Consider the following 24,052-nt stretch of genomic DNA (forward strand, 5'->3'; position numbering starts at 1 on the left):
GCCATGGCCCAGCCGCTGCTCTTCGTCGATACCTCGGTGTTGCTGGCCAGCGTGGACGAGCGCGATGGTGCCCGCCAGGCGCGTGCACGCGAGTGGCTCACGCTGTGCTGGCAGAGCCGCTGCGGGCGCATCAGCTCGCAGGTGCTCAACGAGCTGTACCACAACGCCGTGGCCTGTTTTGCCGGGCCGCAAACCCTGCACCTGGTGCGTGCCCAGGTGCGCCGCCTGCGCGTGTGGCAGCCGCCGCATCTGGACGCCTACACCGTCGATGGCGCCTGGGACCTGCAGGACCGCTACGGCCTGGGCTACTGGGACGCGCTGGTGCTGGCCTCGGCGCACCAGCAGGGCTGCCGCTATGTGCTGGGCGATGTGCTGCCGCACGGCCAGCAGTACGACGCCGTGCGCGCCATCAACCCGTTTGTCACCACTCCCGCTGAACTGGAATCGCTCGAATGACTGCCGTGCCTGCCAACCCCCTCGATCGCATCCGCCCCGACGTGCGCGCCATGCACGCTTATGTGGTGCAGGACGCCACCGGCTACCTCAAGCTGGACGCGATGGAGAACCCGTATTCCTTGCCGCCGGATTTGCAGGCCGCCTTGGGCCAGCGCCTGGGGCAGCTTGCGCTCAACCGCTACCCCGGCCCGCGCTATGCCGACCTGCGCACCGCACTGGCTCAGCATGCCGGTTTGCCGCAGGGGCACGCGCTGATCCTGGGCAACGGCTCGGACGAGCTCATCAGCCTGGTATCGCTGGCCTGCGCGCTGCCACCCGCCGGCGATGGACAGCGCCCCGTGGTGCTGGCGCCCGTGCCCGGCTTTGTGATGTATGCCATGAGCGCGCAGTTGCAGGGGCTGGATTTTGTGGGCGTGCCGCTCACGCCGGACTTTGAACTCGACGAGGCCGCCATGCTCGCCGCCATTGCGCTGCACCGGCCCGCCATCACGCACCTTGCCTACCCCAACAACCCCACGGCCACGCTGTGGAACGAAGACGTGGTGCAGCGCATCATCGACGCCGTGGCAGCGGTGGGCGGCATCGTCGTCATGGACGAGGCCTACCAGCCTTTCGCCAGCCGCACCTGGCTGGACCGCATGCGCGCCGAGCCGCAGCGCAATGCCCATGTGCTGCTGATGCGCACGCTCAGCAAGTTCGGCCTGGCCGGGGTGCGTCTGGGCTACCTGATTGGCCCGGCGGCGCTGGTGGGTGAGATCGACAAGGTGCGCCCCCCCTACAACGTGAGCGTGCTCAACTGCGAGGCGGCACTGTTTGCCCTGGAGCATGCCCCGGTGTTTGCCGAGCAGGCGCGCCAGCTGCGCGAGCAGCGCAGTGCGCTGGTGGCGGCCCTGCGCGCCATGCCTGGCATTGAAAAATGCTGGGACAGCGAGGCCAACATGGTGCTGGTGCGCGTGCAGGACGCCGCCCGCACCTTCGCCGGTCTGCGCGAGCGCAAGGTTTTGATCAAGAACGTTTCTACAATGCACCCATTGCTGGCAAACTGCCTGCGCCTGACCGTGGGCACCGCTGCCGACAATGCGATCATGTTGCAGGCACTCCAGGCATCGCTATGACCTCTTCCGCACTCGTTCCCTCCGCATCCACCGACCGCACGGCCGAAGTCAGCCGCAATACCGCCGAGACGCGCATCACCGTGCGCTTGAACCTCGACGGCACCGGGCAGGCCAGCCTGCACACCGGCATCGGCTTCTTCGACCACATGCTGGAGCAGATTGCGCGCCACGGCCTGATCGACTTGGAGGTCCACGCCGACGGCGACCTGCACATCGACGGCCACCACACCGTGGAGGACGTGGGCATCACCATCGGCCAGGCCTTCGCGCGTGCCGTGGGCGACAAGAAGGGCATCCGCCGCTATGGCCACGCCTACGTGCCGCTCGACGAGGCGCTCTCGCGCGTGGTCATAGACCTCTCGGGCCGTCCCGGCCTGGTGCTCAACATCCCGTTCACCAGCGGCATGATCGGTGGCTTTGACACCCAGCTCACACACGAGTTCTTCCAGGGCTTTGTGAACCACGCGGGCACCACGCTGCACATCGACAACCTGCGCGGTGTGAACGCGCACCACCAGTGCGAGACCGTGTTCAAGGCCTTCGCCCGCGCGCTGCGCGCCGCCGTGGAGCGCGACCCGCGCAGCGCAGGCACCATTCCCTCGACCAAGGGTTCCCTGTAAATTTCAAGCCAAAAAGGCCTCCAGCGCTTATCCATATTGCGCTAACAGCTATGAATTCAGTAGTAAAAACCGTGGCGGTGGTGGACTATGGCATGGGCAACCTGCGCTCGGTGTCGCAGGCCGTGCAGGCCGCTGCACAGGGCACGGGCTGGACGGTGATCGTCACCTCCCGCCCCGAGGACGTGCGCGCCGCCCAGCGCATCGTGCTGCCAGGCCAGGGTGCCATGCCCGACTGCATGCGCGAGCTGCGTGACTCGGGCCTGCGCGAATCGGTGCTGGAGGCCGCTGCCGCCAAGCCGCTGTTTGGCGTTTGCGTGGGCATGCAGATGCTGCTCACGCACAGCGCCGAGGGCGATACGCCAGGTTTGGACCTGATTCCTGGCGAGGTGGTCAAGTTCGACCTGGCCGGCCGGTTGCAGGCCGATGGCAGCCGCTACAAGGTGCCGCAAATGGGCTGGAACACCGTGCGCCAGGTGCCGCACGGTGGCGCCGTGCACCCGGTGTGGCAAGGCATTCCGGACCAGAGCCACTTCTATTTCGTGCACAGCTTTTTTGCCCGGCCCACGGACGCACGCCACTGCGCGGGCGAGACCGACTACGGCGGCGCGTTTGCATCGGCCATTGCGCGCGATAATATTTTTGCGACACAGTTCCACCCGGAAAAGAGTGCGGAGCAGGGCTTGGCGCTCTACCGCAATTTCCTGCACTGGAATCCGTGAGTTCACACCGTTTTTAACCCAGCTTTTGTCACTGCCCGGGCGGCGTTCGCCAATGCCCATTCACCCCTCGCACCACCATGCTTTTGATTCCCGCCATCGACCTCAAGGACGGCCATTGCGTACGCCTCAAGCAAGGCGATATGGACCAATCGACCACCTTCGGTGAAGACCCGGCCGCCATGGCGCGCAAGTGGGTGGACGCGGGCGCGCGCCGCCTGCATCTGGTCGATCTGAACGGCGCGTTCGCGGGCAAGCCCAAGAACTACGCGGCCATCAAGGCCATCCTCAAAGAGGTGGGCAGCGAGATTCCGGTGCAGCTCGGCGGCGGCATCCGCGACCTGGACACCATCGAAAAATACATCGACGGCGGCCTGCGCTACGTCATCATCGGCACGGCGGCCGTCAAGAACCCCGGCTTCCTCAAGGACGCCTGCTCGGCCTTCGGCGGCCACATCATCGTGGGCCTGGACGCCAAGGACGGCAAGGTCGCTACGGATGGCTGGAGCAAGCTCACAGGGCACGAAGTGGTCGATCTAGCCAAGAAGTTCGAGGACTGGGGCGTCGAGTCCATCGTCTATACCGACATCGGCCGCGATGGCATGCTCACGGGCATCAATATCGAGGCCACCGTCAAGCTGGCACAGGCACTCACCATCCCCGTGATCGCCTCGGGCGGACTGGGCAGCATGCAGGACATCGAGAACCTCTGTGCCGTTGAGAACGAAGGCATCGAGGGCGTGATCTGCGGACGGGCGATCTACTCGGGCGACCTCGACTTTGCTGCCGCGCAGGCGCGCGCCGATGAGATCCAAACACCCCCCTGAGGCCCTGCGGGCCTTCCCCCCGCTCTCGCAGCGCTGCGCGCTGCGGGCAGGGGGACGCTCCCGGCGCGGCGGGGCGGCCCTTGCGCGGGAGCCCTGGAGTGGGCTGCGCCCGTCGCATACGCCGTGGGTGACGCGCTAGCGCAATGGACAATGCCGAGGCTTCGAGACGTGGTTGAGACCTTTCGCGGCCAGCCCTGCATCCGCCTGCACGCTGGCAACGGCGACACCGCCCTGGTGGCTTTGCATGGCGCGCAGGTGCTGTCCTGGGTCGCGGCGGGGCGTGAGCGCCTCTACCTGAGCCCGAAGGCCGTTTTCGACGGCCAGGCCGCCATCCGGGGTGGCATTCCGCTGTGCTTTCCGCAGTTCAACCAGCGCGGCCCGCTGCCCAAGCATGGCTTTGCGCGCAACCTGGCCTGGCGTACCGATAGTGCGCAGGCCGGGGAGGGCGTTACCCGGCTGTCGCTGCACCTGACGGATGACGAACGCAGCCGCGTCTGGTGGCCGCAGGCCTTTGCTGTGCGCTTGGATGTGGTCTTGTCCGAAGGCCAGTTGCAGGTGGAATGCGCCGTGCGTAACACCGGCGCCGTGGCCTGGGACTTCACCATCGCCTTGCACAGCTACCTGCACGTGGACGACATTGCCCAAGCCCGCTTGCAGGGCCTGGACGGCTGTGCGCGCTGGGACGCGGTGGCCGATGTGCGCAGCGTGCAACAAGGCCCCATCGGTTTTGCAGGCGAGTACGACAGTGTGTTTGCCTCAGCCTCGGCCCCCTTGCAGCTGCACGATGGCACGCACCGTTTGGAAGTGGCCCAGAGCCCGACCATGGGCCAGACCGTGGTCTGGAACCCTGGGGCGGCGCTGTGCGCGCGCTTGGCCGACATGCCCCCTGAGGGTCACGCCCACATGCTGTGCGTGGAGGCAGCGCAGATCGACACGCCAGTGCACCTGGCACCAGGCGCCAGCTGGACGGGCTGGCAGCGCCTGCGCGCCTGAGGTCTCCTGAGGGTCAGCAGCCGGGCAGTGCCGTGCCGCGGTTGAGTGCGCTCACCGTGCCGAGCAAGGACGTCCAGTAACTGGGCAGGTTGGCCCAAGGGTTGCCGGTGTTGGTGGCAAAGTCGTACAGCAGGTCGGTGGCATAGACCAGGCCGGTGTTGTTCCGCGCCGTGGCAGCGGCGCGCATGGCTGTTTGCATGGCGGTACAGCTGGTGGCGTTGTGCACCAGCATGGCCTGTGCGGCGTTGGGCTTGGCGTACACCCACGCGTTGCCGTCTTGGGGATTGAAGCGGGTGTAGTCGGATGCCTTGCCTTCGAAGGTGACCAGCACATCGGCGACGGCGGCATAGTCGGCCACCGGCAGGGTGCCTGGGTTGCCAATCACACGCAGCTCTTCGTCCAGCCCCTTGATGTAGCTGTAGATCTCTTTGTAGAAGGCCAGGTGCTGGCTGGTGGCGCCCATTTCGTCCAGGAAGAAGCCGCTGAGCTGGTTGCGGCCGTAGAAGCGCAGGTAGTTGTCGATGTTCTGCTTGACGGCACTGACGGAGCGACCCGTGCCATAGCCGGTGGCCACATAGGCCACCACCTGCCCGCCTTCGCCGGTGAAGTCGCTGACCACGCGGGCAAACTGCTCATCGGCACTGGTGAAAATCCCGTCGTTCGGGTTCATGATGGCTGTCACCTGCACCCCCGGGTAGGCTTGGGCGGTGCTGATCAGCTGATCCCAGGCCGAACCGCTGGGGTTGGGATAGAAGTACGCGGGCACCAGCACTTCCAGGGCTTGCGGAGCCGGGCGCAGGTACAGCGTTTGGGTGGCACTGCCGGTCTGCCCCGCAACCGTGGCGCTGGCCTGCACCTGCAGCATGCCGCCAGCGGTTGCGACCATGGTGGAGGATGCCTGCCCGCCGGTGCTGCTGCTGCGGGCGGGCGAAAAGCTCGCGTTGGCCGCGCTCCACAGCACCGAGGAGCCATCGGCCGCGATTGCGCCATTGAAGGTGACCCCCACGGCCACGGGGATGGCGGCACCCACCGTACGCACATTGTCGGTATCGGTGGGGCTGGTGAACTGCACGCGCACCTGGCCGGTGGGAGTGGGGGGCGTGGTGCCGTCCGACCCGCCGCCACAACCGCCCAACAGTGCGGTCAGCAAGGGGATCAGGGCCAGGGGGCGGAGTGTGGAGGGATGGGGAGTCATGGTTGGGTGGCCCGGTGCGGCAAATGGTATCCAATTGTGCCTGGGGCTGCCGTTGGCTTTGCGAAGGCTTGGTAAAGACTCACTGCAGCATGAAGGTTTGGTATTCCAAGCGGTTCAATCGGCGTGTGAGCAGTGCCAGCCCCGCGCCCAAAGTCAACAGGGTGGCCAGCGCAAAGCCGTAGCCATACAGGGCCGCACCGTAGGCCAGGGTCCAGCCCGTGAGCACGACGTTGAGCAGCACAAACAGTACGCACAGCAGCAGCACGGTGCGGCGCTGGTCCAGGTAGAAGAACACGTTGAGCACGGCCATCAGGCCCACCTGCAGACCCGCGCCTATCACCTGCACTTGCAGCAGTGGCAGGTAAAGGCGCGAGATGCCCAGCGCGTCCAGCAGTACCGGCCCGGCGACAAAGGTGACCAGCACGGCCAGGGTCTGGATCTTGGCAATCTCGCCCAGGCCCTGCTGGATGGAATAGACCATCTCGTCGCGCATGGTCTCGATGTATTCCAGCGAGCCACCGCCGCGCACCGCGTCGTAGAACTTGTCGTAGAACTCGACGAAATCCGTTTCGATACGCACCAGGAACACGGCCATGCCGGGGATGATGGACAGGTAGGCCAGGAACACCGGCAGGTCGTAGATGATGGACGCTCGCAGGCTGCCGATGATGGCGTCCGAGGTGGGCGGAAAGTACCAGAACATGAACTTGTCGATCCACACGCCCAGGTTGTAGAGCAGGCCGATGGCCATGAGTGTGGGGTACAGCATGGCGCGGCGTGCAAAGTCGAAGGCGATGATGGGCCCCGACGGATTGAACTCGCGCACCACCAGCAGCCACATGCCCACCAGCAGCACATAGTTGCCCAGCACAAAGCCGCCCAGCAACCCCTCCAGCCCCCAGGGGCGCATCAGCAGCGCGCTCACCACGATCAGGCCATAGGACACGCCAAACAACAGCACGATGGCCTTGTAACGCTTCATGCCCGACAGCAGCACCGTCAGCACCCATACGCCGCACATGAGGGTAAAGCCGGCCAGCATCAGCAGCCGGTACACCAGCCCCAGGCCCGGCAGCGCGATGAAGAGTGCCGCCGTGCCCAGCAGGCAGGCCCCCAACAGCACCAGCACCAGCAGGCCGTGCAGATTGGGCAGCACCATGTCCTTGCGCTTTTCAAACAAGCGGTCGGAGATGAAGCGGGTGAACGCCAGTTGCACCAGGCCGGTGTAGATCAGGCTGCAGGCCACCAGGTAGGTCACCGAGGTCTGGAACTGCGTGACCAGGCTTCCTGGGATGACCACGCTGGCGCTGAAGATACCGATCAGCAAGATGCCCACGATGGACAGCACCCAGGGCCCGGAGCCGATGACGCTGGCGTAGGCATAGGCCTGCACGAGGCCCAGCAGGGTGTCCTTGCGCAGCATGCGCCGCAGCTCAAAGCCAATGCCCGCCATCAGTGGGCTCCCTCGGTGCGTGCCAGCGCGGTTTCGTACACGGCGCGGTAGCGGTCGAACATCATGGTGTCGGTGTAATAGCGCTCCACGCGTGCAATGGCGGCCTGGCTGGCCGCCTGCCAGGCCGCAGGGTCCTTGAGCAGGGCAAGCGAGGCATCGGCCAGTTGCTGTGGGTCGGCAATGGGCACGATACGGCCTGACGCGCCCAGCGCACGGTCTTCGTCGTCCAGGCCTTCGACCAGCTGGCGGCACGAGCCCACGTCGGTGGACACGGCGGGCACGCCTGCGGCATAGCCTTCGAGCAGCACCAGAGGTAGCGCCTCGCTGATGGAAGAGAGCACCACCAGACCGATGCGCGGCATCAGGTCTTCCACGCGCTGAAAGCCCAGGAACTTGACATGCTCCTGCAACCCCAGGCTGCGCACCAGGTTTTCGCATTCCTGAGCGTAGGCTGGGTCTTCATCGGCGGGTCCGGCAATCCAGCCCTCGGCCTGGGGCAACTGGTTGACCACCCGGCGCATGGCGCGCACAAAGGTCTTGATGTCCTTGATGGGCACCACGCGCCCGATCAGGCACAGCACCGGTGGTGGATCGGCGGGGCGCTGGGCACGCAGCGGTGCAAAGCGCGCCAGGGCAATGCCGTTGGGAATGTTGAAGGTGCGCTCGGGCTGCGCGCCGTCAGCCACCTGGCGCAGGCGGTTGGCTTCATAGAGCGCGATGATGGGGTTGGCCGATGCGTAGCAGTAGCGGCCCAGCCATTCGAAGAAATGGATCCACATCTGGCGGAAGAACGACAGCTCGGTCGGGTCGCGCTGGAAGATGTTGCGGTTGTCGCGTATCCACTCGCTCTTGAACAGGTCGATCTTGCGCTCCTTGGTGTAGATGCCATGTTCCGAGAGGATCAGCGGTGTTCCGCGTGTCTGCTCCAGCAGTGCCCCCAGAAAGCCCGCATAGCCCGTGGAAGCGCAGTGCACCGCGCGCACTGGAATCAGGCCTTGCGCCACGCGTGCCAGCAGCCACAGGGGCTGGAACATGATGCGCACCGTCCAGAAGTAATCCACAAACGAGGGGTCGGTGCAGTGCTTGCGGTACACGTCGCACAGCAGGTTCCAGGCGCGCTCGCTGTAGAGGAAGTCTTCGAGGTGCATGCTGCCGCCGGGCTGCATGGCGCGCACCACCTGCTGGAACAAGGCCATGGTCTGCGGGCTGTCGGCGCCGGTGCGCTCCATGGTGGCGATGAGCAGCTCCACCTGGTCGAACGCATGGGCATGGCCCTTGCGTGGCGCGGGCTGGAAGTCGGCATTCAGATGCTCGTAGAGGTAGTGCTCCTCGAAGTGCACCACGTTGTCCGGCAATTGGTATCTGAAGGCGCCGTAGTCCGAGCGGCGGCTGCCCAGGAACACCAGCGCAAAGCGGTATTGGGGGTAGGCGCGCAGGATCTGGTTGATCCAGCTTGACACCCCACCGCTCACGTAGGGGAAGGTGCCTTCGAGCACCAGGGCAATGTCGGCCTGCGCCGCCTTGGGGTGCGAAGCGGTCATGGGGCGTTCCAGTATTCGATCACCGGGCGCAGCCGGGGCAGCGCGTCCCAGGGGCCCAGGGCATGCACCAAGGCCCGCGCCTGTGCATAGTCGCCACGTTCAAAGCACAGCTGGGCCTGGTAGGGAAGGACCCTGGTGGCGGGCAGTCCCAGGCGGCTGGCGGCTTCGTAGGATTCCTGCGCCTCCTGCGGGCGACGCAGCGCGTGCAGCAACCGGCCGCGCCGCATGTGCAGGGGCGCGTTCTCGGGCTGTGCCTGCAGCACGGCCTCGCAATGGCGCAGGGATTCGCGGATGGCGTGCTCGCGCAGGTCGCCCTGCACCAGTTCCTGGTACACCAGTTCCCAGTACAGATCGGACAGGCGGCGCAGGGATTCCTGTCGGGCTGCGTCATCGACAGGGGCATCGGACGCTGAACCATCGGCCTGCAATGCCGACAGTTCCTGGTCAATGGCCTGGTTGATGCGCTTTTCCAGCGAATCGAGCATGCCGTAGGCCAGCAGGCGCAGGTCTTCGCTGGGGTCGCTCAGCACCGAACGCAGCAGGGGCGAGGCGGTGCGGCCCGACACATACTGCAGCGCGACCATGGCGCGCATGCGGGCCTGTATGGGTGCTTCGCTGTTGCCCAGAAACGATCGCAGTCCCGCATGGCGGAAATTGCCCTGGCGACGCTGGTGCAGGTCGAACTCGGGCAGTTGAACGGACTCATACTCGTCGGCGCTGCGCGTGCGGCCCAGGTAGTGCAGCGACAACGCTGCCGCCAGTACGCCCAGAAAACCCGCAAGGGGTACCGCGTAGCAGCAGGCCACAATCAAAACGATCAGGGGGGCGCGTGGTTGTGCGCGCTCTCGCGGCAGCAAAGGCAGCAGGAACAAGGTCAGCAGAACACTGGCCACGGCGTGCAGCAGCAGGTAGGCGGCGAGTGCCTCGTCAGAGTGCTGTTGCAGCAGTGGGCCGCTCCAGGCGCCCACTTCCAGCAGCAAGGCCGACAGTCCGAGCTTGGGGTTAAGCATGGGCCAGTGCGTGCAGGCGCTGCAAGGTGTTCAGCGGGGACAGGGCATCCAGCGACAGGACATGCGGGAAGATGCCCGCCTGTGCCGGGGTCTGGCCGCTCTTTTGCTGCAGCCAAGCTTCCAGGCGGGCAATGTAGCCCTCGGCCGTGGCAGCGTTGCCCAAGGGCATGAGGATGGCCAGCACCGTGCGCTGGGGGGTGGAGATTTCCCAGATCTCGTCCAGTTCGCGCTTGAAGCGGTGGATCTGTGCCGGTACGTCCTGTTCCACCGCACGGGGCAGGCACTCCAGCGCCACCACGATGCTGCTGACCTGGGTGCTCTGGTGCATGTGGGCCAGACGCTGCGCTTCAAAGGCGAATGGCACCGGGCAGTCGGGCAATTGCTCCACGATAGGCCGGGCCAGGGTCTGCATCGACAGGCCATCGGTGTAGTACCCCAGCAGCAGATTGATGGTTTGCAGGTTCTCGGTCTGCAACGCAAAGAAGGGCATTTCCGTCACGGCCAGCAGGCCGTACACCTCACCGGCCAGATCCAGCAGAGGCGCGACCGCCAGGTAGGCCGACGACTGCTGTGCGGCCAGCGCCTGGCTGATGTGGCACAGCCGACGTGTCTCCAGTGCCTGCTGCACCAGCGGGTCCTGGAGTGCCAGCGTGGCATGGCTCCCCAGTCCGGCCAGGGGCGCGCTCTCGGGCTCGTCGTCGCGCACGGGGTAGATGGCCGCAGATTCCAGCTGGCAATACTGTGCCAGCAGGCGCAGCAGCGCCTGCGCGCCCTGCTCGCCGTTGGTCTTTTCGGAGCTCAGGGTCTGCAGTGCCGCCAGGGCGTCGCGCATGGACATGGGGCGGCCAATCAGCTCTTGCTCCAGCCGGTCGTGTGACAAGCGCAGCAGGTAGTGCTGGCGCACCAGGTGTTCCAGCCGCTGATCGAGGTACATCTGCAGTGTCTCGGAGCGGCGCGCCCGCGCCTGCCAAAGGCTGGAGAACTCTCCGACGATCATCACCAGAATCAGCCCCCCCAGGAAGTGCACCTGGGGAAACTGATCCAGGGTTTCGAAATGGAACGCCAGCCAGCCCAGCAGCAGGACCGATGCTCCGCCCAGCCCCGCCAAGGGGCCATAGCGCAGCGCCAGAATTACCGGGGCCAGCCAGGACCACGGGAACGGCGCCTGCGTCCACAGGGGGTCCTGCGGGCTCCAGAATCGGCCCAGTGCAATCGCGATGAGCGGCAGCAACAGGGTTTCGCCGGCAGTGACAGCGGGCCGTTTGTGCAACTGGGTGAGCTTGCCCAGCAGGTGCGTCGGCAGATGCTTGCCGGCCAGGGCCGCGTGCGGCCGTGTGTCCGCCACGGACGAGGGCTCCGCTGGGGTGACGGGGGGCTTCGGGGCGTCCTGCATGCGTCGGGCAAATGGTTCAGCGGGCGTCCGACAGGCCGGTGTCCAGCAGGGAGCGAATCAGCTTGTGTGCCACGGCAGACAAGGCCTCACGGCTCCAGCCGCTCTTGCCACCCGAGCCGCTCCAAAGCATTTCGCCGGTGGCCACGTCAATGATTTGCAGCGTCACCCCTGCGGCAGGTTCTCCGTCCACCCCCACCTTGTAGCGCCACTCCTCCACGGTCCCTGTCAGTGCGTAGCGCACCTTCTGGCTGCGCGCCCATTCGAGGGCTTGCTGGCGCCGGGCTTCATCGGCGGCATCGAACAGCGCCTCTTGTTGTGTATTGGTGGGTGCCACGAGCACCTTGCCCGTGCGCGCCACCAGCAAGGACTGTGCAATCGCCTGGGCGCGGCTTCCGGCCATGGGGGTTTCGGTGTGGTTGGCAAAGGGCAGTACGGTCCACGTGGCCTGGGTCTGCAAGGTGGGTGGCTTGCCACGGTCCAGGGAAGAGCAGGCGCCCAGCATCAAGGCCAGGCCCAGCGCGGTGCAGGCGGACCAGGTCCGCAGAGAGGAGAAGCGATGGAGCAGGTTCATGGTCTTTCCTGTGGGAAGCGAAGGTCAGAAAGAGAGACGGTAGCGCAGCTGCCACTCGCTGCTGCGGTCTTGTGATTGGAGCCCGGATTTGGACAGTCCCCAGGCAATGCTGAAATGGTCTGCGCCCAGCAGGCTGCCTGCCAAGCCCAGGCGCACGCCGTAGCCTGGGCCCAATCGGCTGTGCCAGGTGCGGCTGACGCTGACAAACGGCTGGAGGGCGCGGGTGTAGTCCTGCTCCAGGCGCGTGTTGCTGGAAGCCTCCAGGCCATAGAACGCGAAGCTTCGTGCAACAAAGGTGCGCGGTCCTTCCAGTGCGCCGGGTGGCAGAAAATCCAGCGACGGCCAGCCCATGGCGTCCTGGTTGATGCGGTAGCCGTGGTAGGAGCCAAAGGCACTGAACTCCAGGTGCGGCAAATCCTGGCGATAGGTGTGGGTGTAGCGCAGTTCGGTGTGGCGGCCGCTGCCCAGCCAATGACCGGTTTGCAGGTAGTAGTCCTCGGCGCGGTAGTCCCACAGCACGCTGTCCAGGCGCGAGAACTGGTAGCGCAGGGACAGGTGGGCATGGTTCTTCATGCCGGCCAGGCGCAGGGCCAGGCTCTCTTCGCTGGGTTGGTGCCATCCCAACTCTGCCGTCAGCGTCACGCGGCTGTCCAGGCGCTGCTCGTGGCTGAGCAGCCAGGCATCGGTCTGTTGCCAGCCCTCGCGCCGCATCCATCCCAGGCGCGTGGCGGTGCTGGCCGTCTTCCAGAGCAGGCGAGCGCCCCACAGGCGCTCCTGGGGGGGCAGGCTGACGACACGGGCGTTGGTCGATTGGCGGCGGATGCTGTTCCATTCGATGTCCATCGCCAGCCGGGGGGACAGGGCCAGGTGCAGGCTACCGCCCAATTGGTTTTCGTCCATGCCCGCGAGCTGGATGTGCCGGGTGTTGGCTTGCACCTGGTCGCTGAAGGCCAGGAGGGATTCGGTCAGCTGCCGGTGCAGGGGTTCGTCGTCGTGTTGGGCGTGTTGGGTATCGAAGGCGGCGCTTTGTGCAGTGCGCAGGTCTTCCACGGCGCGTGCCGCGTTCACGCGGTCGTAGCGTGGCAGCCGCTCGTCAAAGGCTTCAAGCAGTTCGCCTGCGGCCATGCGGTCGTCTTCGGCCAAGGCGACGGTGATGTCGGCCCAGAGCGGGCGGTGGGTGCGCAGGCTGCGGCTGCGGGCGTACTGGTGCCACAGAAAACGCCGCTCAGCCGAGTATTCCTGCTGGTCCTGCAGCCAGCCAATGGCGGTCTCGGCGGCTGCGTTGGACAGTTGGCCCTGGTTGTCCAGGTCCAGTCGCATCAGTTCCCGCAGCACGGCATAGGCCGGGTCACCAGGGTTCTGCGTGATTTGCAGGCGCGCACGGGCCACACGCTGCGTGGCGTCCAGGCCCTGTTGGGTCAGCCACTGCGCGCGCACCAACTCAGGTCGGCCCTGCGCGTTGGGTACCTGCTGCGCGAGCTGTCGCCATTGCTGGCGCAGCAGGTGGCGGCGCAAATGCCACGCACGGTCGAACTGCTGGTTCTGATCCAGTGCGTCGGCGTAGTTCATCATCCAAAGGAAATCGTCCTGTCGCGCCTGCAACTGGGGCGTCAGGTAGCGCTCCAGCGCCACCTGTGGCTGTGACAAGGCTTGGTAGCTGGACGCCAGGGCGTTGTGCACGGCGGCCTGGCGGCTCCAGGCCACTTCGTGCCGTGCGAGCAGTTCACGCAGTGCCACGGCATCGTTGCTGTCGATCAGCAGCCACAGCAACGCGGTCTGCATATCGGTGGAGTCCGGGCTGGCGGCCAGGCCCGCCTGCAAGTGCTCACGGGCCACTGCCAGGCGTCCTGCGTTCTGGTGGTGCGAACCCATGAGGCGCAGGTACTCGGGCATGCGCCAGAGCTTGCGCAGCGAGCGGCGCGGCGCGTCGGGTGCCGGGTCGAGCAGGGACAGCACGCGGTCAAAGGGTGCCCACTCGCCGCGGCCTGAATACAGCGTCAGGGCCTGGATCAGGTGACGCGGTTGGTCGTGGCGCTCCCAGGCGCGCAGTGCCACCTGGGCCGCCTCCAGGGGGTGATCGGGCAGCAGTTGGCGGATCAGGGCGTCCAAGTCCTCCAGGGGCGCATCGGGGTTGGCCGCCAGTTGCCGGTAGGCGGTGATCGCCAGTTCGCGGCGCTCCTGGCTCTCGGCAATCTGGCCGGTCAGGCGCCAGAATTCCGACGCATCGCCCTCCGCGGGCAGGTGGCGCTGGGCGGCCTCCATCCATTGCAGGCCTTCGTCGGGGTGGCCTTGCATCAGTGCCAGCACGGCGGCGGGGACGGCCCTGGCGGGGGTGATCTGCGCGGGATCGCTGAACAGCGAGCGCCAGGCGTTCAGCGCCGTGTCGGGCTGGCCTGCGCGTTCGGCCAGCCAGGCCAGCCGCTCCAGGCTGGCGGGGCTGCGGGCGTTCTGTTGCAGGTAGCGCAGCGCTGGCTCCGGCTCCCCCAGGCGTTCGTAGGCTTCGACCAGATCCTCGATCAGCTCTTCATCGCCCGGTTTGCGGCGCAATTGGTAGTGCAGGGCTTCGATCAGTGCCGCATCATGGAACAGCCCTGGGGCCAGTCGCAGCACGGCCTTCCAGGCGTCGTCTCTCTGGGTTTGCCGTGCGATGATCAGCCATTGCTCCAGCGCCTGCACGGGGCGCTCGGTCCATTCGGACACCCGCGCCAGGCGCTCGCGCCAGACGAGGCTGGAGGGTTGCTGCTGCACGGCGGCGTTGGCCACGGCCCAGGCGTCCTCGGGCTTGCCGTTTTCTAGGAACACCTCATAGCCCAGCGAAAACGCCTTGTCATCAAAAGGCAGGGCCGGGGCCTTGGGGGTCGGTGCGCTCTGCACGGGCCACGCCACCTGCTGCATCTCCGAGCGCAGGAGGCTGGCACCGTCGTCGTACTGTGCGGTAGCGGGAGCCTCTTGCGCAGCGTCATACCCAGGCCACGTCCTCAGGAGCGAAATGCGCAGCAGGCGGCGTGCATAGCGGTCTGCCACATCGGGACGCCCTGCGGCGCGTGCGATCTCGATGACCAGCAACAGGGTGTCGCGGTCGTCTGCCAGCGGGCCCAACTCGCGCTCGGCCAGGGCCAGGGCGCCGGCAGGATCATTGCCCGCGCGCAGGGTGCGCAGGGCCTCATGGAAGAAATGCTTGGCCTGTGCGGCGCTGTCGCTGGTGTTGCGCGCGAGCATGAAAAGCTCTGCGCTGCCCGCATAGTCGCCTGCGGCCAGTGCATCGCGCGCTGCGCGCTCGTAGGAGGTGGCGTCCTGTGGCTGTTGCTGGGGCTGGGTTTGGGCCCACTGCTGCTCCAGGCGCTTGCGCAGGGCGTCGTCGCCGAACTGGGCGGCAAGTGTGATGAGCCTGCGTTGGCGATCCAATGGCCACTCTTCGGCCGCCAGCGTGTGCAGCAGGGCGCGCAACCCGGGGAGCTGCTTCTGGCGTTCGTCCTGGCGGTCTTCGGGGGTGCGCACATACTGGGTGTAGCGAAGCTCCCACAGCGTCCACAAGGCGTCACGGTGGATCTCCGGGTTGCTCGACGCCAGTGCGGGGGCGAGTGTCACGTGGGCACTGTCCATCTCGCCGTGCAGGATTTGCTGGCGCGCCAGCAGCAGGCGCAGGGTGGGGTTTTCTGGGTCGCTGCGCAGCAGGTTGTGCAGGTAGGCGGCAGACAGCGGTGAGTCGGCCGTTTCGGACAGGCGCCGCTCCAGCGCCTGGCGCGGGTGCAGCAGCCACAGGCCACCCGCCACCATGCAGGTGAGCACGGCGATGAGCCAGTCGGGTGCGAGCACCGGGCGGTCAACGCGCTGGGCAGTGAATCTGGATACGCGCTGTGACATCGTTGAGGCGGAAGTGGCGGATGTCGGTCCGTGCCGGGGTGGGGCTGGACTGGGGTGCCAGAGTGCGCTGGTGGGCGCGAACCTGACAGGGGGAAGGGAGGTGCAGGCTGAATTCCAGCGGCCCGTGGCCCTGCAATTGGAATTCGCCGCCCTGGGCCTGCATGTCCCAATGCGTGATGCGGGCATTGGCATCGCGCAGTGCGGGCGCGGCCGGTGTTTGCATGGGCGCGGCGCGCAACCAGGCCTGACCACCGGTGAGGTGGGCGTAAGTGCCCTCGGGGCCTTCGCTCCAACCCGCGACACCCCGGCTGCGCTCGGGTTGTGCCGCCCCCAGGACTGTGGGCAGGCGCAGCGTGCGCAAGGCACCGTTGCCGCGCACGCGCCAGCCTTCACCTTCTCGTGCCAGTGCCAGGCCATGGAAGTCCTGCACCTTGGCAATGAACTCCGATGTGAACACCGGGTGCAGCGGCTGGGCCAGTGCCCAGCCATACACCTTGTGCAGCGCTTTCAATCCGGCGGGCTTGCTGGCCGAGTAGGTGTGGTAGTAGATGCCTACGGGTTTGATGCGGCGCGGTGCGTTGGTCAGCTCAAAGGTCTCGATGGCGCGTTCGAACCCGTAGAACGGGCCTTTCCAGAGGTTGGTGTAGATGTTTTCGTTGGTGATGGGGGCATACACCTGCAGGTGTCCGGCCTTGTGGATGCCCAGTGCTCCAATGGCCGTGAGCGAGGGATTGGCGCGGGTGATGAAGGTGTCGCCTCCGTTGATGTTGAGCAGGCCGGCTTCTTCGGTGATCTTGAGTGCTTCGGTGCTGGGGGCGGTGTCGCCGGACCACTGCAGGATGCGCACCGGCTTGCCTTGCGGAACCAAGTGATCTCGGATGTAGGCAATGGAGCCGACGATTTCGCGCTGCAGGTCGAACCGGTAGTTGGGCAGCGGCAATTGGTAGGCGGCACTGCCGTCGTCTTTGAACACGCCATGGCGCACCGCGCGATCCCACAGGAAGGGGTGCGAATAGGTGTGGCTGGCGGCCTCGATGTGGGGCAGCTTGAACATCGCCTTGGCAATTGCCTGCAACTGGGGGCTTTGGGCGGGATACAGGCCGTGGGGCGCGACCTCGGCTTCGATGACCGACATGGTTTGCGGAATGCGGTAGCGCATGAACACGTCACGCAGCAAAACCTCCGCCGCCAGCGGACTGCCGGGCAGTTCGGCCAGCGAAGGGAAGCCGTCTCCGTCCACATGCGCGAGCAACAGGCGGCGGCCGTTCTCGGTGGTGGTGTCGGGCACCGGAATGGCGGGCAGACGCAGTGCCTGGGTGAGAAAGGTGAACGGGTCGATCACCCAGCGCGAGTACTCGGTGCCGGGCACGTTCACCAGTGTGTAGGGCTCCAGCACGAAGCCGCCCCAGGACGTCAGGGCCGCGGCGACCTGCTCACGCTGGGATTTGCCCCGGAAGGCCACCAGGGGGGTGGCCTGAGGCTTTTCCTGGGCACTGAGGAGGAACAACTCCACGTCGTTGCCAGGTTTGGGTGGTGGGGCCTCGAGGCCCACCATTGCATGGTAGGGCAGCGGCTCCAACGGGGCGGACGTTCGCGCAGCGGACTCCAGCCCCAACTTGCGTGCCAAGCCGGGCGGGGGTGTCAGTCCGAACCCGCCAACCACGGCCATGGGCACCTTGTGGGCCAGTTGCCGCTCTATCCAGGCCGCGAGCGCCGCCTGCTTGCCTTCGGGCAGGTAGCCCGAGAAGCTGAGCACGATGCCTGCATAGCGATCAGGCAGGATGGGTTCGGGCAGCGGCTCCAAGGCGTCGCGCAGCTCCACGGTGTAGCCCAGGTGGTTCAGGGGCATTTGCAGGAACCGGTGCGCCACGGAGTAGTTGACCGAAGGCGATTCCTCGGCGTTGTAGATCATCAGCACCTTGCGTGCCACCGGCTCGATGCTGCCCATGCCCACGCCGGACAGCTCGGCATTGCTGACCCAGGGGGTGAAGCCGTCGGCCAGGATCTTCTGGGCTGTGGCGCGTGCCAGCGTGCGGTCGTGCGGCGGCACATAGTCGATCACCAGGACCGGCAGGCCATGGCGCTCGCGTACCTGTTGCAGCTGGCCCAGCAGCCAGCTGCGGTCGGCCTCGGGGACTTCTTCGTATTGGCGCTGGGTAGCGTTCCAGCGGCGGTAGAGCGACTCGGCGGCCACCCATTCGATCTGGCCTGGCAGTTGCGGCACGATGTCGAAGCCCCGGTTCAGCATGAGCCGGATGCCCGGAAACCGCTGGTGCAGCCCGCGGATCAGTTGCACCAGGCCTTGTTGCTGCGCCTGTTCGTCAAAGCGCTCGGCCAGGCGGTACGAGTCCAGCGTGTCCAGGAAAAAGCCACGGTAGCCTTGTGCCCACAGCGGTGCAATCACGCGGGTGGCAAAAAACTCTGGCCAACCGGGGGCACTTTGGTCGATCAGGTCTGATCCCCAGGCAGGATTGCGCCCTATCTTCCAGCCGACCGGGATGTCGGCGTAATAGGCGCGGGAGGGCTGTACCTCCGTGACGGAGGCATAGGCATAGAACTGGGTGCCGTCCCACGCAGGCAGTGGCTGCTGTCGGTAGTGGTCTGGATCCACCACCACCAGGTCGAATGCGCGAAAATCGGCCAGGCCTGCGCGTTCGCCGTAGTACAGCGCCACCGCAGGTGCTGCATGCGCTGCCAGTGGCCAGCACAGCGCTGCCATCAAGGCCAGTAGGCAGGTTCGTACGGATGGGAAACGCAAATCCAGCAACATGCCAAAGTGTCGCAGCACGATCAAGAGAAAAACAAGCAGGGATGTATAAGAACAGAAGGTCTTTGCGAACGGGTGTCGCATGACCTGGATGGATGTTGCGGAAGGTTTGCTCCGCACATATGTTTCCAAACGTCACAATCATTGATTCTAGACAAACACCAATAGTTTTGGCGTATCTTTAACTGTTCCATTATTGGATTTTTAGATTTGCAGGGGCTGAGAATGATTCTTGTGACTGGTGGGGCAGGCTACATCGGATCCCACACCTGTGTGGCGCTGGCGCAGGCGGGTATGCCTTGCCTGGTGCTGGACAACTTCTGCAACAGCCGTCCCGATGTGCTGGAGCGCGTCGGGCGCATCACCGGCCAGGTGCCGGCGCATGTGCAAGGGGATGTGCGTGACGCGGCCTTGCTGGACGATCTGTTTGCGCGCCATCCGATCCAGGCGGTGATCCACTTCGCGGCGCTTAAGGCTGTGGGTGAGTCGGTGCGCGAGCCGTTGCGTTATTACGACAACAACGTGGCGGGCACGGTGTCGCTCCTGCAGGCCATGCGGCGTGCCGGGGTGCGCACCTTGGTGTTTTCCTCGTCGGCCACGGTGTACGGTGACCCGGCACAACTGCCGATTCGCGAGGACTTTCCGCTCAGCGCCACCAATCCCTACGGCTGGAGCAAGCTCATGATGGAGCAGGTGCTGGCCGATCTGGATACCTCCGAGCCTGGCCAGTGGCGGCTGGCGCGGCTGCGCTATTTCAACCCCGTGGGTGCGCATGAAAGCGGCCTCATTGGCGAAGACCCGCAGGGTATTCCCAACAACCTGCTCCCCTTCGTGGCCCAGGTGGCCGTGGGCCAGCGCGAACGTCTGAGCGTCTATGGCGACGATTACCCGACCGTTGATGGCACGGGGGTACGGGACTACATCCATGTCAGCGACCTGGCGCAAGGCCATGTGGATGCGCTGCGCTATCTGGAACGCCATCCAGGTCTGCTGACTGTGAACCTGGGCACGGGCCGCCCGGTGTCGGTGCTGGAGATGGTGCGGGCCTTCGAACAGGCCAGCGGCCGTCCCGTGCCCTACCAGGTGGTGCCACGCCGCCCTGGTGATGTGGCTGCCTGCTGGGCCGATCCCACGCTGGCGCAGCAACTGCTGGGCTGGTGTGCGCAGCATGGCGTGCAGCGCATGTGCGAGGACGCCTGGCGCTGGCAGAACGGCGAGGCCCGCACACTGAAAAATGCTATCTAATTGATAGCTTCTGGCGCTTGCTGGTATTGCGCTGGAGCTATATTTAGCCTGAATTTCGCTCGAAGGTCACCACATGGTCCACGAGCGCGCGGATGCCGATCCACTCTCCAAGGGCGTGGTCGTGGTGGCTGGGTACATGGGCCAGCAGCATCTGGCCGTTGTCCATGCGCAGCGTGTATAAAAACTCTGACCCGCGAAACGACTTGCGCACGATCTGTGCCTGCACCGGGGCCGCATCGTCGTGCACGATATCGTCGGCCCGCAGCAGTACGTCACACGCCCCTCCGGGGTAGCGCGAGGGCAGGGGGCAGTCGGTCAGGTTGGCCAGGTCACCCAGGGGGGTGCGCACCACCACGCCGCTGCCTTGCTGCACCAGCGTGGCGGGGGCGAACACGCCGTGCCCGATGAAGTCGGCCACAAACCGGGTGGCGGGGCGGTGGTACAGGGTGTAGGCGTCGTCCCACTGGTGCAGGCGGCCCTGGTGCATCACGCCAATCATGTCCCCGATCGCAAACGCTTCGAGTTGGTCGTGGGTGACAAACAGTGCCGTGGCGCCCGCCTGCTTGAGGATGTTGCGCACCTCGTGGGCCAGTCGTTCGCGCAAATCTACATCCAGGTTGGAGAAGGGCTCGTCCAGCAGCATGAGCTGCGGACGGGGCGCCAGCGCGCGCGCCAGGGCCACGCGTTGCTGTTGGCCGCCAGAGAGTTCATGTGGGTAGCGTTGCGCACTGCCCTCCAGGCCCACCAGTTGCAGCACTTCGGCCACACGCAGGCTGCGTTCGGCGGCGGGCAGGTGCTCGATGCCAAAGGCCACGTTGCTGCCCACAGTCAGGTGCGGAAACAGCGCATAGTCCTGGAACACCATGCCAATGCGTCGCTGCTCGGGCGGCATGCTGTGGCCGGGGCTGCCCACCACCTGCGAACCCAGGCGGATGGCGCCTGCGGCCACGGACTCCAGCCCGGCCACGCTGCGCAGCAAGGTGGTTTTGCCGCAGCCCGAGGGGCCGATGAGCACGCCAATCTGGCCAGCTGCCAGACCCAGGGACACATCCTGCACTGCGGCCACTGCCTGACCGGCGTAGCGCACTTGCAGTTGGGAGACTTGCAGAAACATGTGTGCATTGTAGGAGGGTCGAATGCGTAGAATTCGCATTCCTCTCGGCCCTCGCGGCCGTCTTTTCCTGTCTGTCGCCCTTCGAGACGCTCTCTTGCCACGCCTGTCCGCCGTTTTGCGCTCCCTTCCCTTGCTGCTGCTGGCGGGTGTGCTGTCCCTGCCTGTTCTGGCCCTGCTGGGGGCCTGGCTGCCCTGGGGAGAGGGGGGGGCATCGGCCTGGGCCGTCCTGCGCGAGATGGCATCCACCGTGTTGCCGGGCTATGTGGGCACCACGCTGTGGCTGTGCCTGTGGGTGGGGTTGGGGGCTGCCGTGGTCGGCAGCGCGGCGGCGGCGGCGGTCACCTTGTTCGATTTTCCGGGGCGGCGGGCGTTCGAATGGCTGCTGCTGTTGCCCCTGGCCATGCCGGCCTATGTGACAGCCTATGCCTACACCGATTTTCTGCAGTTCAGCGGACCGTTGCAGGTGGGGTTGCGTGCGGCCTTTGGCTGGGAGGGACACCTGCTGCCCGAGGTGCGCAGCCTGTGGGGCGCGGTGCTGGTGTTTGTCGTGTCTTTGTATCCCTATGTGTACCTGCTGGCCCGCACGGCATTGGGTGAGCGGGCTGCACATCTCATGGAAGCGGCGCGCCTGCTCGGGGCGCCGCTGCCCCGGCGCATTGCCCGCATTGCCCTGCCGCTGGCGCGCCCGGCGGTGGCCGCCGGGGTGGCGTTGGTGCTGATGGAAACCCTGGCCGATTTTGGGGTGACCAGCTACTTTGGCATCCAGAGTTTCACCACGGGCATCTACAAGGCCTGGCTGGCCATGGACAACCGCGTGGCGGCTGCGCAGCTCTCCACCCTGTTGCTGGCATTGGTCCTGGTGGTGATGGGGCTGGAGCAGCGTGCCCAGCAGCGCATGCGCTTTGCTGCGTCGGGTGTGGGCCGGGGTGGGTCGGCCGAAGCGACGCCGGTACGTCTGCGCGGTGGCCGTGTGCTGTGGGCCTGGGCGGTGTGCGCCTTGCCGGTGTTGTTGGGCTTTGTGGCGCCGGTGCTGTTCATGCTGCGGCCACTGGCTGCCGACTGGTCTGTGCTGCCCTGGGACCGCTTTCTGGCCTGGGGTTGGAACAGCATGCGGCTGGGTGGCATTACCGCCGTATTGTCTGTGCTGGTGGCGCTGGCGCTGGCTTTTGCCGTGCGGCGCGGTGCGGGCGTGCTGACGCGCGGCGTGGTGCGCCTGGCCAGCCTGGGCTATGCGGTGCCGGGCGCGGTGATCGTGGTGGGCTTGTTGCTGCCCGTGGGCTGGCTGCAGGCGCTGGCGCCGCAGTGGGGCGTGGGCGCGCTGGTCACCACCACGGCGCTGGGCATCGTGTGGGCCTACCTGGTGCGCTTTTGTGCGGTGGCGCTGCAATCGGTACAAAGCGGGTATGCACGCATCCCGGCCAGCCTGGACGACTCGGCACGCATGCTGGGCGCTGGCAGCCTTCGGTTGTTGGTACGGGTGCACTGGCCGCTGTTGCGCCGATCCACCGCGGCGGCGGCTTTGCTGGTGTTTGTGGATGTGATGAAGGAGTTGCCCGCCACGCTGGTGCTGCGCCCCTTCAACAGCGACACGCTGGCCGTGGTGGCCTACCAGTTGGCACGCGATGAGCGGCTGGGCGAGGCGGCTCTGCCTTCGCTGGCGCTGGTATTGGTGGGCTTGGTGCCCGTGGTGCTGCTCAGCCGGGCTTTGCGTACCAATTCAGGGTAAACCCTGATTTGCGGGGGCTTCAGGTTTGGATTTTTAGCCGAATCGCGTTAACCTGCCAGCCCTTGCTGCGCAGGTGGGCCTGCAAGGCGGGCAACAGTTGGCGCAATTTGGCGGCAGCTGCGTTGCTTTTGACCACCAGGCACCAAGTATCGCCCTCGATGGGCCCCGCTTGCAGTGCAGAGCGCAGCGCCGGTGGAACCAGCGGTTCCACCGCCTTGAGGCGTTCGCTGGACTCGCGCGTGAGCGCAGCCAGCTTGGCCAATGTGGGTGACTCATCGGCGGCCTGCTGCAGCGAAATGGCGTGGTGGCGGCGGAGCATGTTCGGTCAAGGACACAGGAAGCAGGAATGCAGTTGATTATCATGGACTCGCGGCTGTGCCGCAGCCGCACCATCCATCTGACGGGTACGCGACTGATGGCAGCGATGCTGGCCGCATCTCTGTTGCTGATGGCCGTGGCGGCGTTGCTGTACCACCTGGTGTTTCTCAAGGGTGCGCGCGAAGGCTGGCCCGTGGTGGGCTCGCTGGTGCGCCTGATCGTGGCGGATGAATTTGCCCAGCGCGACCGCTTCATGCGCCAGAACCTCGACGCCATGGCGCGCAAGCTGGGTGAGATGCAAGCACGCATGGTCGAGCTGGAATCCCTGGGCGAGCGGGTGTCGGGTTTGGCGGGCATAGAGCCTGCGGTGACCAAGCCCGCAGGCCGAGCACCAGGACTGGGCGGGGCGTTGATGGCCGGGCGCTCGCTTTCCATGGAAGAACTGGACGCCACCCTGAAGGAACTCGATCAGATCAGTGGCCAGCGCATTGATCTGCTCACGGTGCTGGAATCCCGCCTGTTCGATCAGCACATTCGCAAGCACATGGTGCCCACCGAGTCTCCCGCACCGGGCAAGGACGTGGGGTCGCGCTTTGGCTGGCGCATCGATCCCCTCACCGGGCAGTCGGCGTTGCATGCGGGACTGGATTTCTCTGCCGACACTGGGGCTCCCATCGTGGCTGCCGCAGGCGGTGTGGTGATTACGCAGGAGTATCACCACCAATTCGGCAACATGGTTGAAATCGACCACGGCAATCAACTGGTGACCCGTTACGCCCATGCATCCAAGGTGTTGGTCAAGCGGGGTGACCTGGTGCGCCGCGGCCAGAAAATTGCCGAGGTGGGCAGCACTGGGCGTTCCACGGGGGCGCACCTGCACTTCGAGGTGCTGGTGCAGGGCGTGCCCCAGGATCCGCAGAAATTTCTCTTGGCAGGCCAGCAGGCAACGCAAAAGCTGGCAGTCCTGCCGTCACGCAGCAGTGGGGCACCCACGGCTGGCAGGTAAAATCCGCGCTATTTGGTGCCGTTCCGCAGCTTGTCGATGCTTGACAAGCTGCGGGATGTCCCCAACTGAACCCCTTTCAATCAAGCTTCTGGCCGTCCGGTGTGCCTTCGGGCGCACGGGGC

19 protein-coding genes are annotated in these 24,052 nt (G+C 65.9%); 9 read left to right on the forward strand and 10 right to left on the reverse strand.

The window, feature by feature from the left end; genetic code table 11:
* The first annotated feature begins 3 nt into the window (after positions 1-3).
* The 6 genes from MJ602_RS11380 (at position 4) to MJ602_RS11405 (ending at position 4,727) form a co-directional block, all read left to right on the forward strand.
* The gene (locus tag MJ602_RS11380) at positions 4-456 is read left to right on the forward strand and encodes a PIN domain-containing protein (RefSeq protein WP_243020920.1); all 453 of its coding nucleotides are present in this window, start codon (positions 4-6) and stop codon (positions 454-456) included.
* Complete coding sequence (locus MJ602_RS11385; RefSeq protein ID WP_243020921.1) at positions 453-1,571, forward strand: pyridoxal phosphate-dependent aminotransferase; 1,119 nt, start codon at positions 453-455, stop codon at positions 1,569-1,571. The genes MJ602_RS11380 and MJ602_RS11385 overlap by 4 nt, the downstream gene beginning before the upstream one ends.
* Positions 1,568-2,191, forward strand: coding sequence for an imidazoleglycerol-phosphate dehydratase HisB (gene hisB, locus MJ602_RS11390; protein WP_243020922.1), 624 nt, complete (start codon positions 1,568-1,570; stop codon positions 2,189-2,191). The genes MJ602_RS11385 and hisB overlap by 4 nt, the downstream gene beginning before the upstream one ends.
* 50 nt (positions 2,192-2,241) lie before the next feature.
* Positions 2,242-2,910, forward strand: coding sequence for an imidazole glycerol phosphate synthase subunit HisH (hisH, locus tag MJ602_RS11395; protein WP_243020923.1), 669 nt, complete (start codon positions 2,242-2,244; stop codon positions 2,908-2,910).
* 77 nt (positions 2,911-2,987) lie between these two features.
* Positions 2,988-3,734: a 1-(5-phosphoribosyl)-5-[(5-phosphoribosylamino)methylideneamino]imidazole-4-carboxamide isomerase gene (gene hisA / locus MJ602_RS11400; RefSeq protein ID WP_162015332.1), complete on the forward strand. Its 747-nt coding sequence runs from the start codon at positions 2,988-2,990 to the stop codon at positions 3,732-3,734.
* A gap of 168 nt (positions 3,735-3,902) precedes the next feature.
* Positions 3,903-4,727 carry a D-hexose-6-phosphate mutarotase gene (locus MJ602_RS11405; protein ID WP_243020924.1) on the forward strand — a complete coding sequence of 275 codons (825 nt, stop codon included), beginning with the start codon at positions 3,903-3,905 and terminating at the stop codon, positions 4,725-4,727.
* A gap of 13 nt (positions 4,728-4,740) precedes the next feature.
* Here MJ602_RS11405 and MJ602_RS11410 read toward each other — a convergent pair whose 3' ends face one another.
* The 8 genes from MJ602_RS11410 to MJ602_RS11445 form a co-directional block, all read right to left on the reverse strand.
* Positions 4,741-5,922, reverse strand: coding sequence for a spherulation-specific family 4 protein (locus tag MJ602_RS11410; RefSeq protein ID WP_243020925.1), 1,182 nt, complete (start codon positions 5,920-5,922; stop codon positions 4,741-4,743).
* A gap of 79 nt (positions 5,923-6,001) precedes the next feature.
* On the reverse strand, positions 6,002-7,375 hold the full coding sequence (pelG, locus tag MJ602_RS11415; RefSeq protein ID WP_243020926.1) for an exopolysaccharide Pel transporter PelG: 1,374 nt from the start codon (positions 7,373-7,375) through the stop codon (positions 6,002-6,004).
* The gene (gene pelF, locus MJ602_RS11420) at positions 7,375-8,916 is read right to left on the reverse strand and encodes a GT4 family glycosyltransferase PelF (protein WP_243020927.1); all 1,542 of its coding nucleotides are present in this window, start codon (positions 8,914-8,916) and stop codon (positions 7,375-7,377) included. The genes pelG and pelF overlap by 1 nt, the downstream gene beginning before the upstream one ends.
* A complete protein-coding gene (locus tag MJ602_RS11425) occupies positions 8,913-9,926 on the reverse strand; it encodes a tetratricopeptide repeat protein (protein WP_243020928.1) in 1,014 nt (337 codons plus the stop codon). The genes pelF and MJ602_RS11425 overlap by 4 nt, the downstream gene beginning before the upstream one ends.
* Positions 9,919-11,319 (reverse strand): PelD GGDEF domain-containing protein, encoded by a 1,401-nt coding sequence (locus MJ602_RS11430; protein WP_243020929.1) that lies wholly within the window; start codon positions 11,317-11,319, stop codon positions 9,919-9,921. The genes MJ602_RS11425 and MJ602_RS11430 overlap by 8 nt, the downstream gene beginning before the upstream one ends.
* 16 nt (positions 11,320-11,335) lie before the next feature.
* Positions 11,336-11,890, reverse strand: a complete 555-nt coding sequence (locus MJ602_RS11435; protein WP_243020930.1) for a penicillin-binding protein activator LpoB — start codon at positions 11,888-11,890, stop codon at positions 11,336-11,338.
* Between the two features lie 24 nt (positions 11,891-11,914).
* A complete protein-coding gene (locus tag MJ602_RS11440) occupies positions 11,915-15,706 on the reverse strand; it encodes a tetratricopeptide repeat protein (protein WP_243020931.1) in 3,792 nt (1,263 codons plus the stop codon).
* A gap of 7 nt (positions 15,707-15,713) precedes the next feature.
* Positions 15,714-18,473 carry a bifunctional glycoside hydrolase/polysaccharide deacetylase family protein gene (locus MJ602_RS11445; protein ID WP_243020932.1) on the reverse strand — a complete coding sequence of 920 codons (2,760 nt, stop codon included), beginning with the start codon at positions 18,471-18,473 and terminating at the stop codon, positions 15,714-15,716.
* Between the two features lie 273 nt (positions 18,474-18,746).
* Here MJ602_RS11445 and galE point away from each other — a divergent pair, with 273 nt between their 5' ends.
* Positions 18,747-19,766, forward strand: a complete 1,020-nt coding sequence (gene galE / locus MJ602_RS11450; RefSeq protein WP_243020933.1) for a UDP-glucose 4-epimerase GalE — start codon at positions 18,747-18,749, stop codon at positions 19,764-19,766.
* Positions 19,767-19,809: 43 nt separating this feature from the next.
* Here the strand turns inward: galE and MJ602_RS11455 are convergent, their stop codons facing one another.
* Positions 19,810-20,880, reverse strand: a complete 1,071-nt coding sequence (locus tag MJ602_RS11455) for an ABC transporter ATP-binding protein (protein ID WP_243020934.1) — start codon at positions 20,878-20,880, stop codon at positions 19,810-19,812.
* A gap of 22 nt (positions 20,881-20,902) precedes the next feature.
* Here MJ602_RS11455 and MJ602_RS11460 point away from each other — a divergent pair, with 22 nt between their 5' ends.
* The gene (locus MJ602_RS11460; RefSeq protein ID WP_423246703.1) at positions 20,903-22,606 is read left to right on the forward strand and encodes an ABC transporter permease; all 1,704 of its coding nucleotides are present in this window, start codon (positions 20,903-20,905) and stop codon (positions 22,604-22,606) included.
* 19 nt (positions 22,607-22,625) lie between these two features.
* Here MJ602_RS11460 and MJ602_RS11465 read toward each other — a convergent pair whose 3' ends face one another.
* Entirely contained in the window at positions 22,626-22,925 is a 300-nt protein-coding gene (locus MJ602_RS11465) for a DciA family protein (RefSeq protein WP_162015344.1), read from the reverse strand.
* 27 nt (positions 22,926-22,952) lie between these two features.
* On the opposite strand from MJ602_RS11465, the gene MJ602_RS11470 reads away from it, so the two are divergent.
* On the forward strand, positions 22,953-23,930 hold the full coding sequence (locus MJ602_RS11470; RefSeq protein ID WP_243020936.1) for a M23 family metallopeptidase: 978 nt from the start codon (positions 22,953-22,955) through the stop codon (positions 23,928-23,930).
* The last annotated feature ends 122 nt before the right edge of the window (positions 23,931-24,052 follow it).

The organism is Simplicispira sedimenti, assembly GCF_022760965.1.
Lineage (GTDB): Bacteria > Pseudomonadota > Gammaproteobacteria > Burkholderiales > Burkholderiaceae_C > Simplicispira > Simplicispira sedimenti.

Coding starts and splice junctions, on each gene's coding strand:
- MJ602_RS11425 (WP_243020928.1), bottom strand. CDS start 9,926: ATGCTTAACCCCAAGCTCGGACTGTCGGCCTTGCTGCTGGAAGTGGGC.
- MJ602_RS11430 (WP_243020929.1), bottom strand. CDS start 11,319: ATGCAGGACGCCCCGAAGCCCCCCGTCACCCCAGCGGAGCCCTCGTCC.
- MJ602_RS11445 (WP_243020932.1), bottom strand. CDS start 18,473: ATGGCAGCGCTGTGCTGGCCACTGGCAGCGCATGCAGCACCTGCGGTG.
- MJ602_RS11410 (WP_243020925.1), bottom strand. CDS start 5,922: ATGACTCCCCATCCCTCCACACTCCGCCCCCTGGCCCTGATCCCCTTG.
- pelG (WP_243020926.1), bottom strand. CDS start 7,375: ATGGCGGGCATTGGCTTTGAGCTGCGGCGCATGCTGCGCAAGGACACC.
- MJ602_RS11380 (WP_243020920.1), top strand. CDS start 4: ATGGCCCAGCCGCTGCTCTTCGTCGATACCTCGGTGTTGCTGGCCAGC.
- MJ602_RS11385 (WP_243020921.1), top strand. CDS start 453: ATGACTGCCGTGCCTGCCAACCCCCTCGATCGCATCCGCCCCGACGTG.
- galE (WP_243020933.1), top strand. CDS start 18,747: ATGATTCTTGTGACTGGTGGGGCAGGCTACATCGGATCCCACACCTGT.
- MJ602_RS11435 (WP_243020930.1), bottom strand. CDS start 11,890: ATGAACCTGCTCCATCGCTTCTCCTCTCTGCGGACCTGGTCCGCCTGC.
- MJ602_RS11465 (WP_162015344.1), bottom strand. CDS start 22,925: ATGCTCCGCCGCCACCACGCCATTTCGCTGCAGCAGGCCGCCGATGAG.
- hisH (WP_243020923.1), top strand. CDS start 2,242: ATGAATTCAGTAGTAAAAACCGTGGCGGTGGTGGACTATGGCATGGGC.
- pelF (WP_243020927.1), bottom strand. CDS start 8,916: ATGACCGCTTCGCACCCCAAGGCGGCGCAGGCCGACATTGCCCTGGTG.
- MJ602_RS11470 (WP_243020936.1), top strand. CDS start 22,953: ATGCAGTTGATTATCATGGACTCGCGGCTGTGCCGCAGCCGCACCATC.
- hisB (WP_243020922.1), top strand. CDS start 1,568: ATGACCTCTTCCGCACTCGTTCCCTCCGCATCCACCGACCGCACGGCC.
- hisA (WP_162015332.1), top strand. CDS start 2,988: ATGCTTTTGATTCCCGCCATCGACCTCAAGGACGGCCATTGCGTACGC.
- MJ602_RS11455 (WP_243020934.1), bottom strand. CDS start 20,880: ATGTTTCTGCAAGTCTCCCAACTGCAAGTGCGCTACGCCGGTCAGGCA.
- MJ602_RS11460 (WP_423246703.1), top strand. CDS start 20,903: ATGCGTAGAATTCGCATTCCTCTCGGCCCTCGCGGCCGTCTTTTCCTG.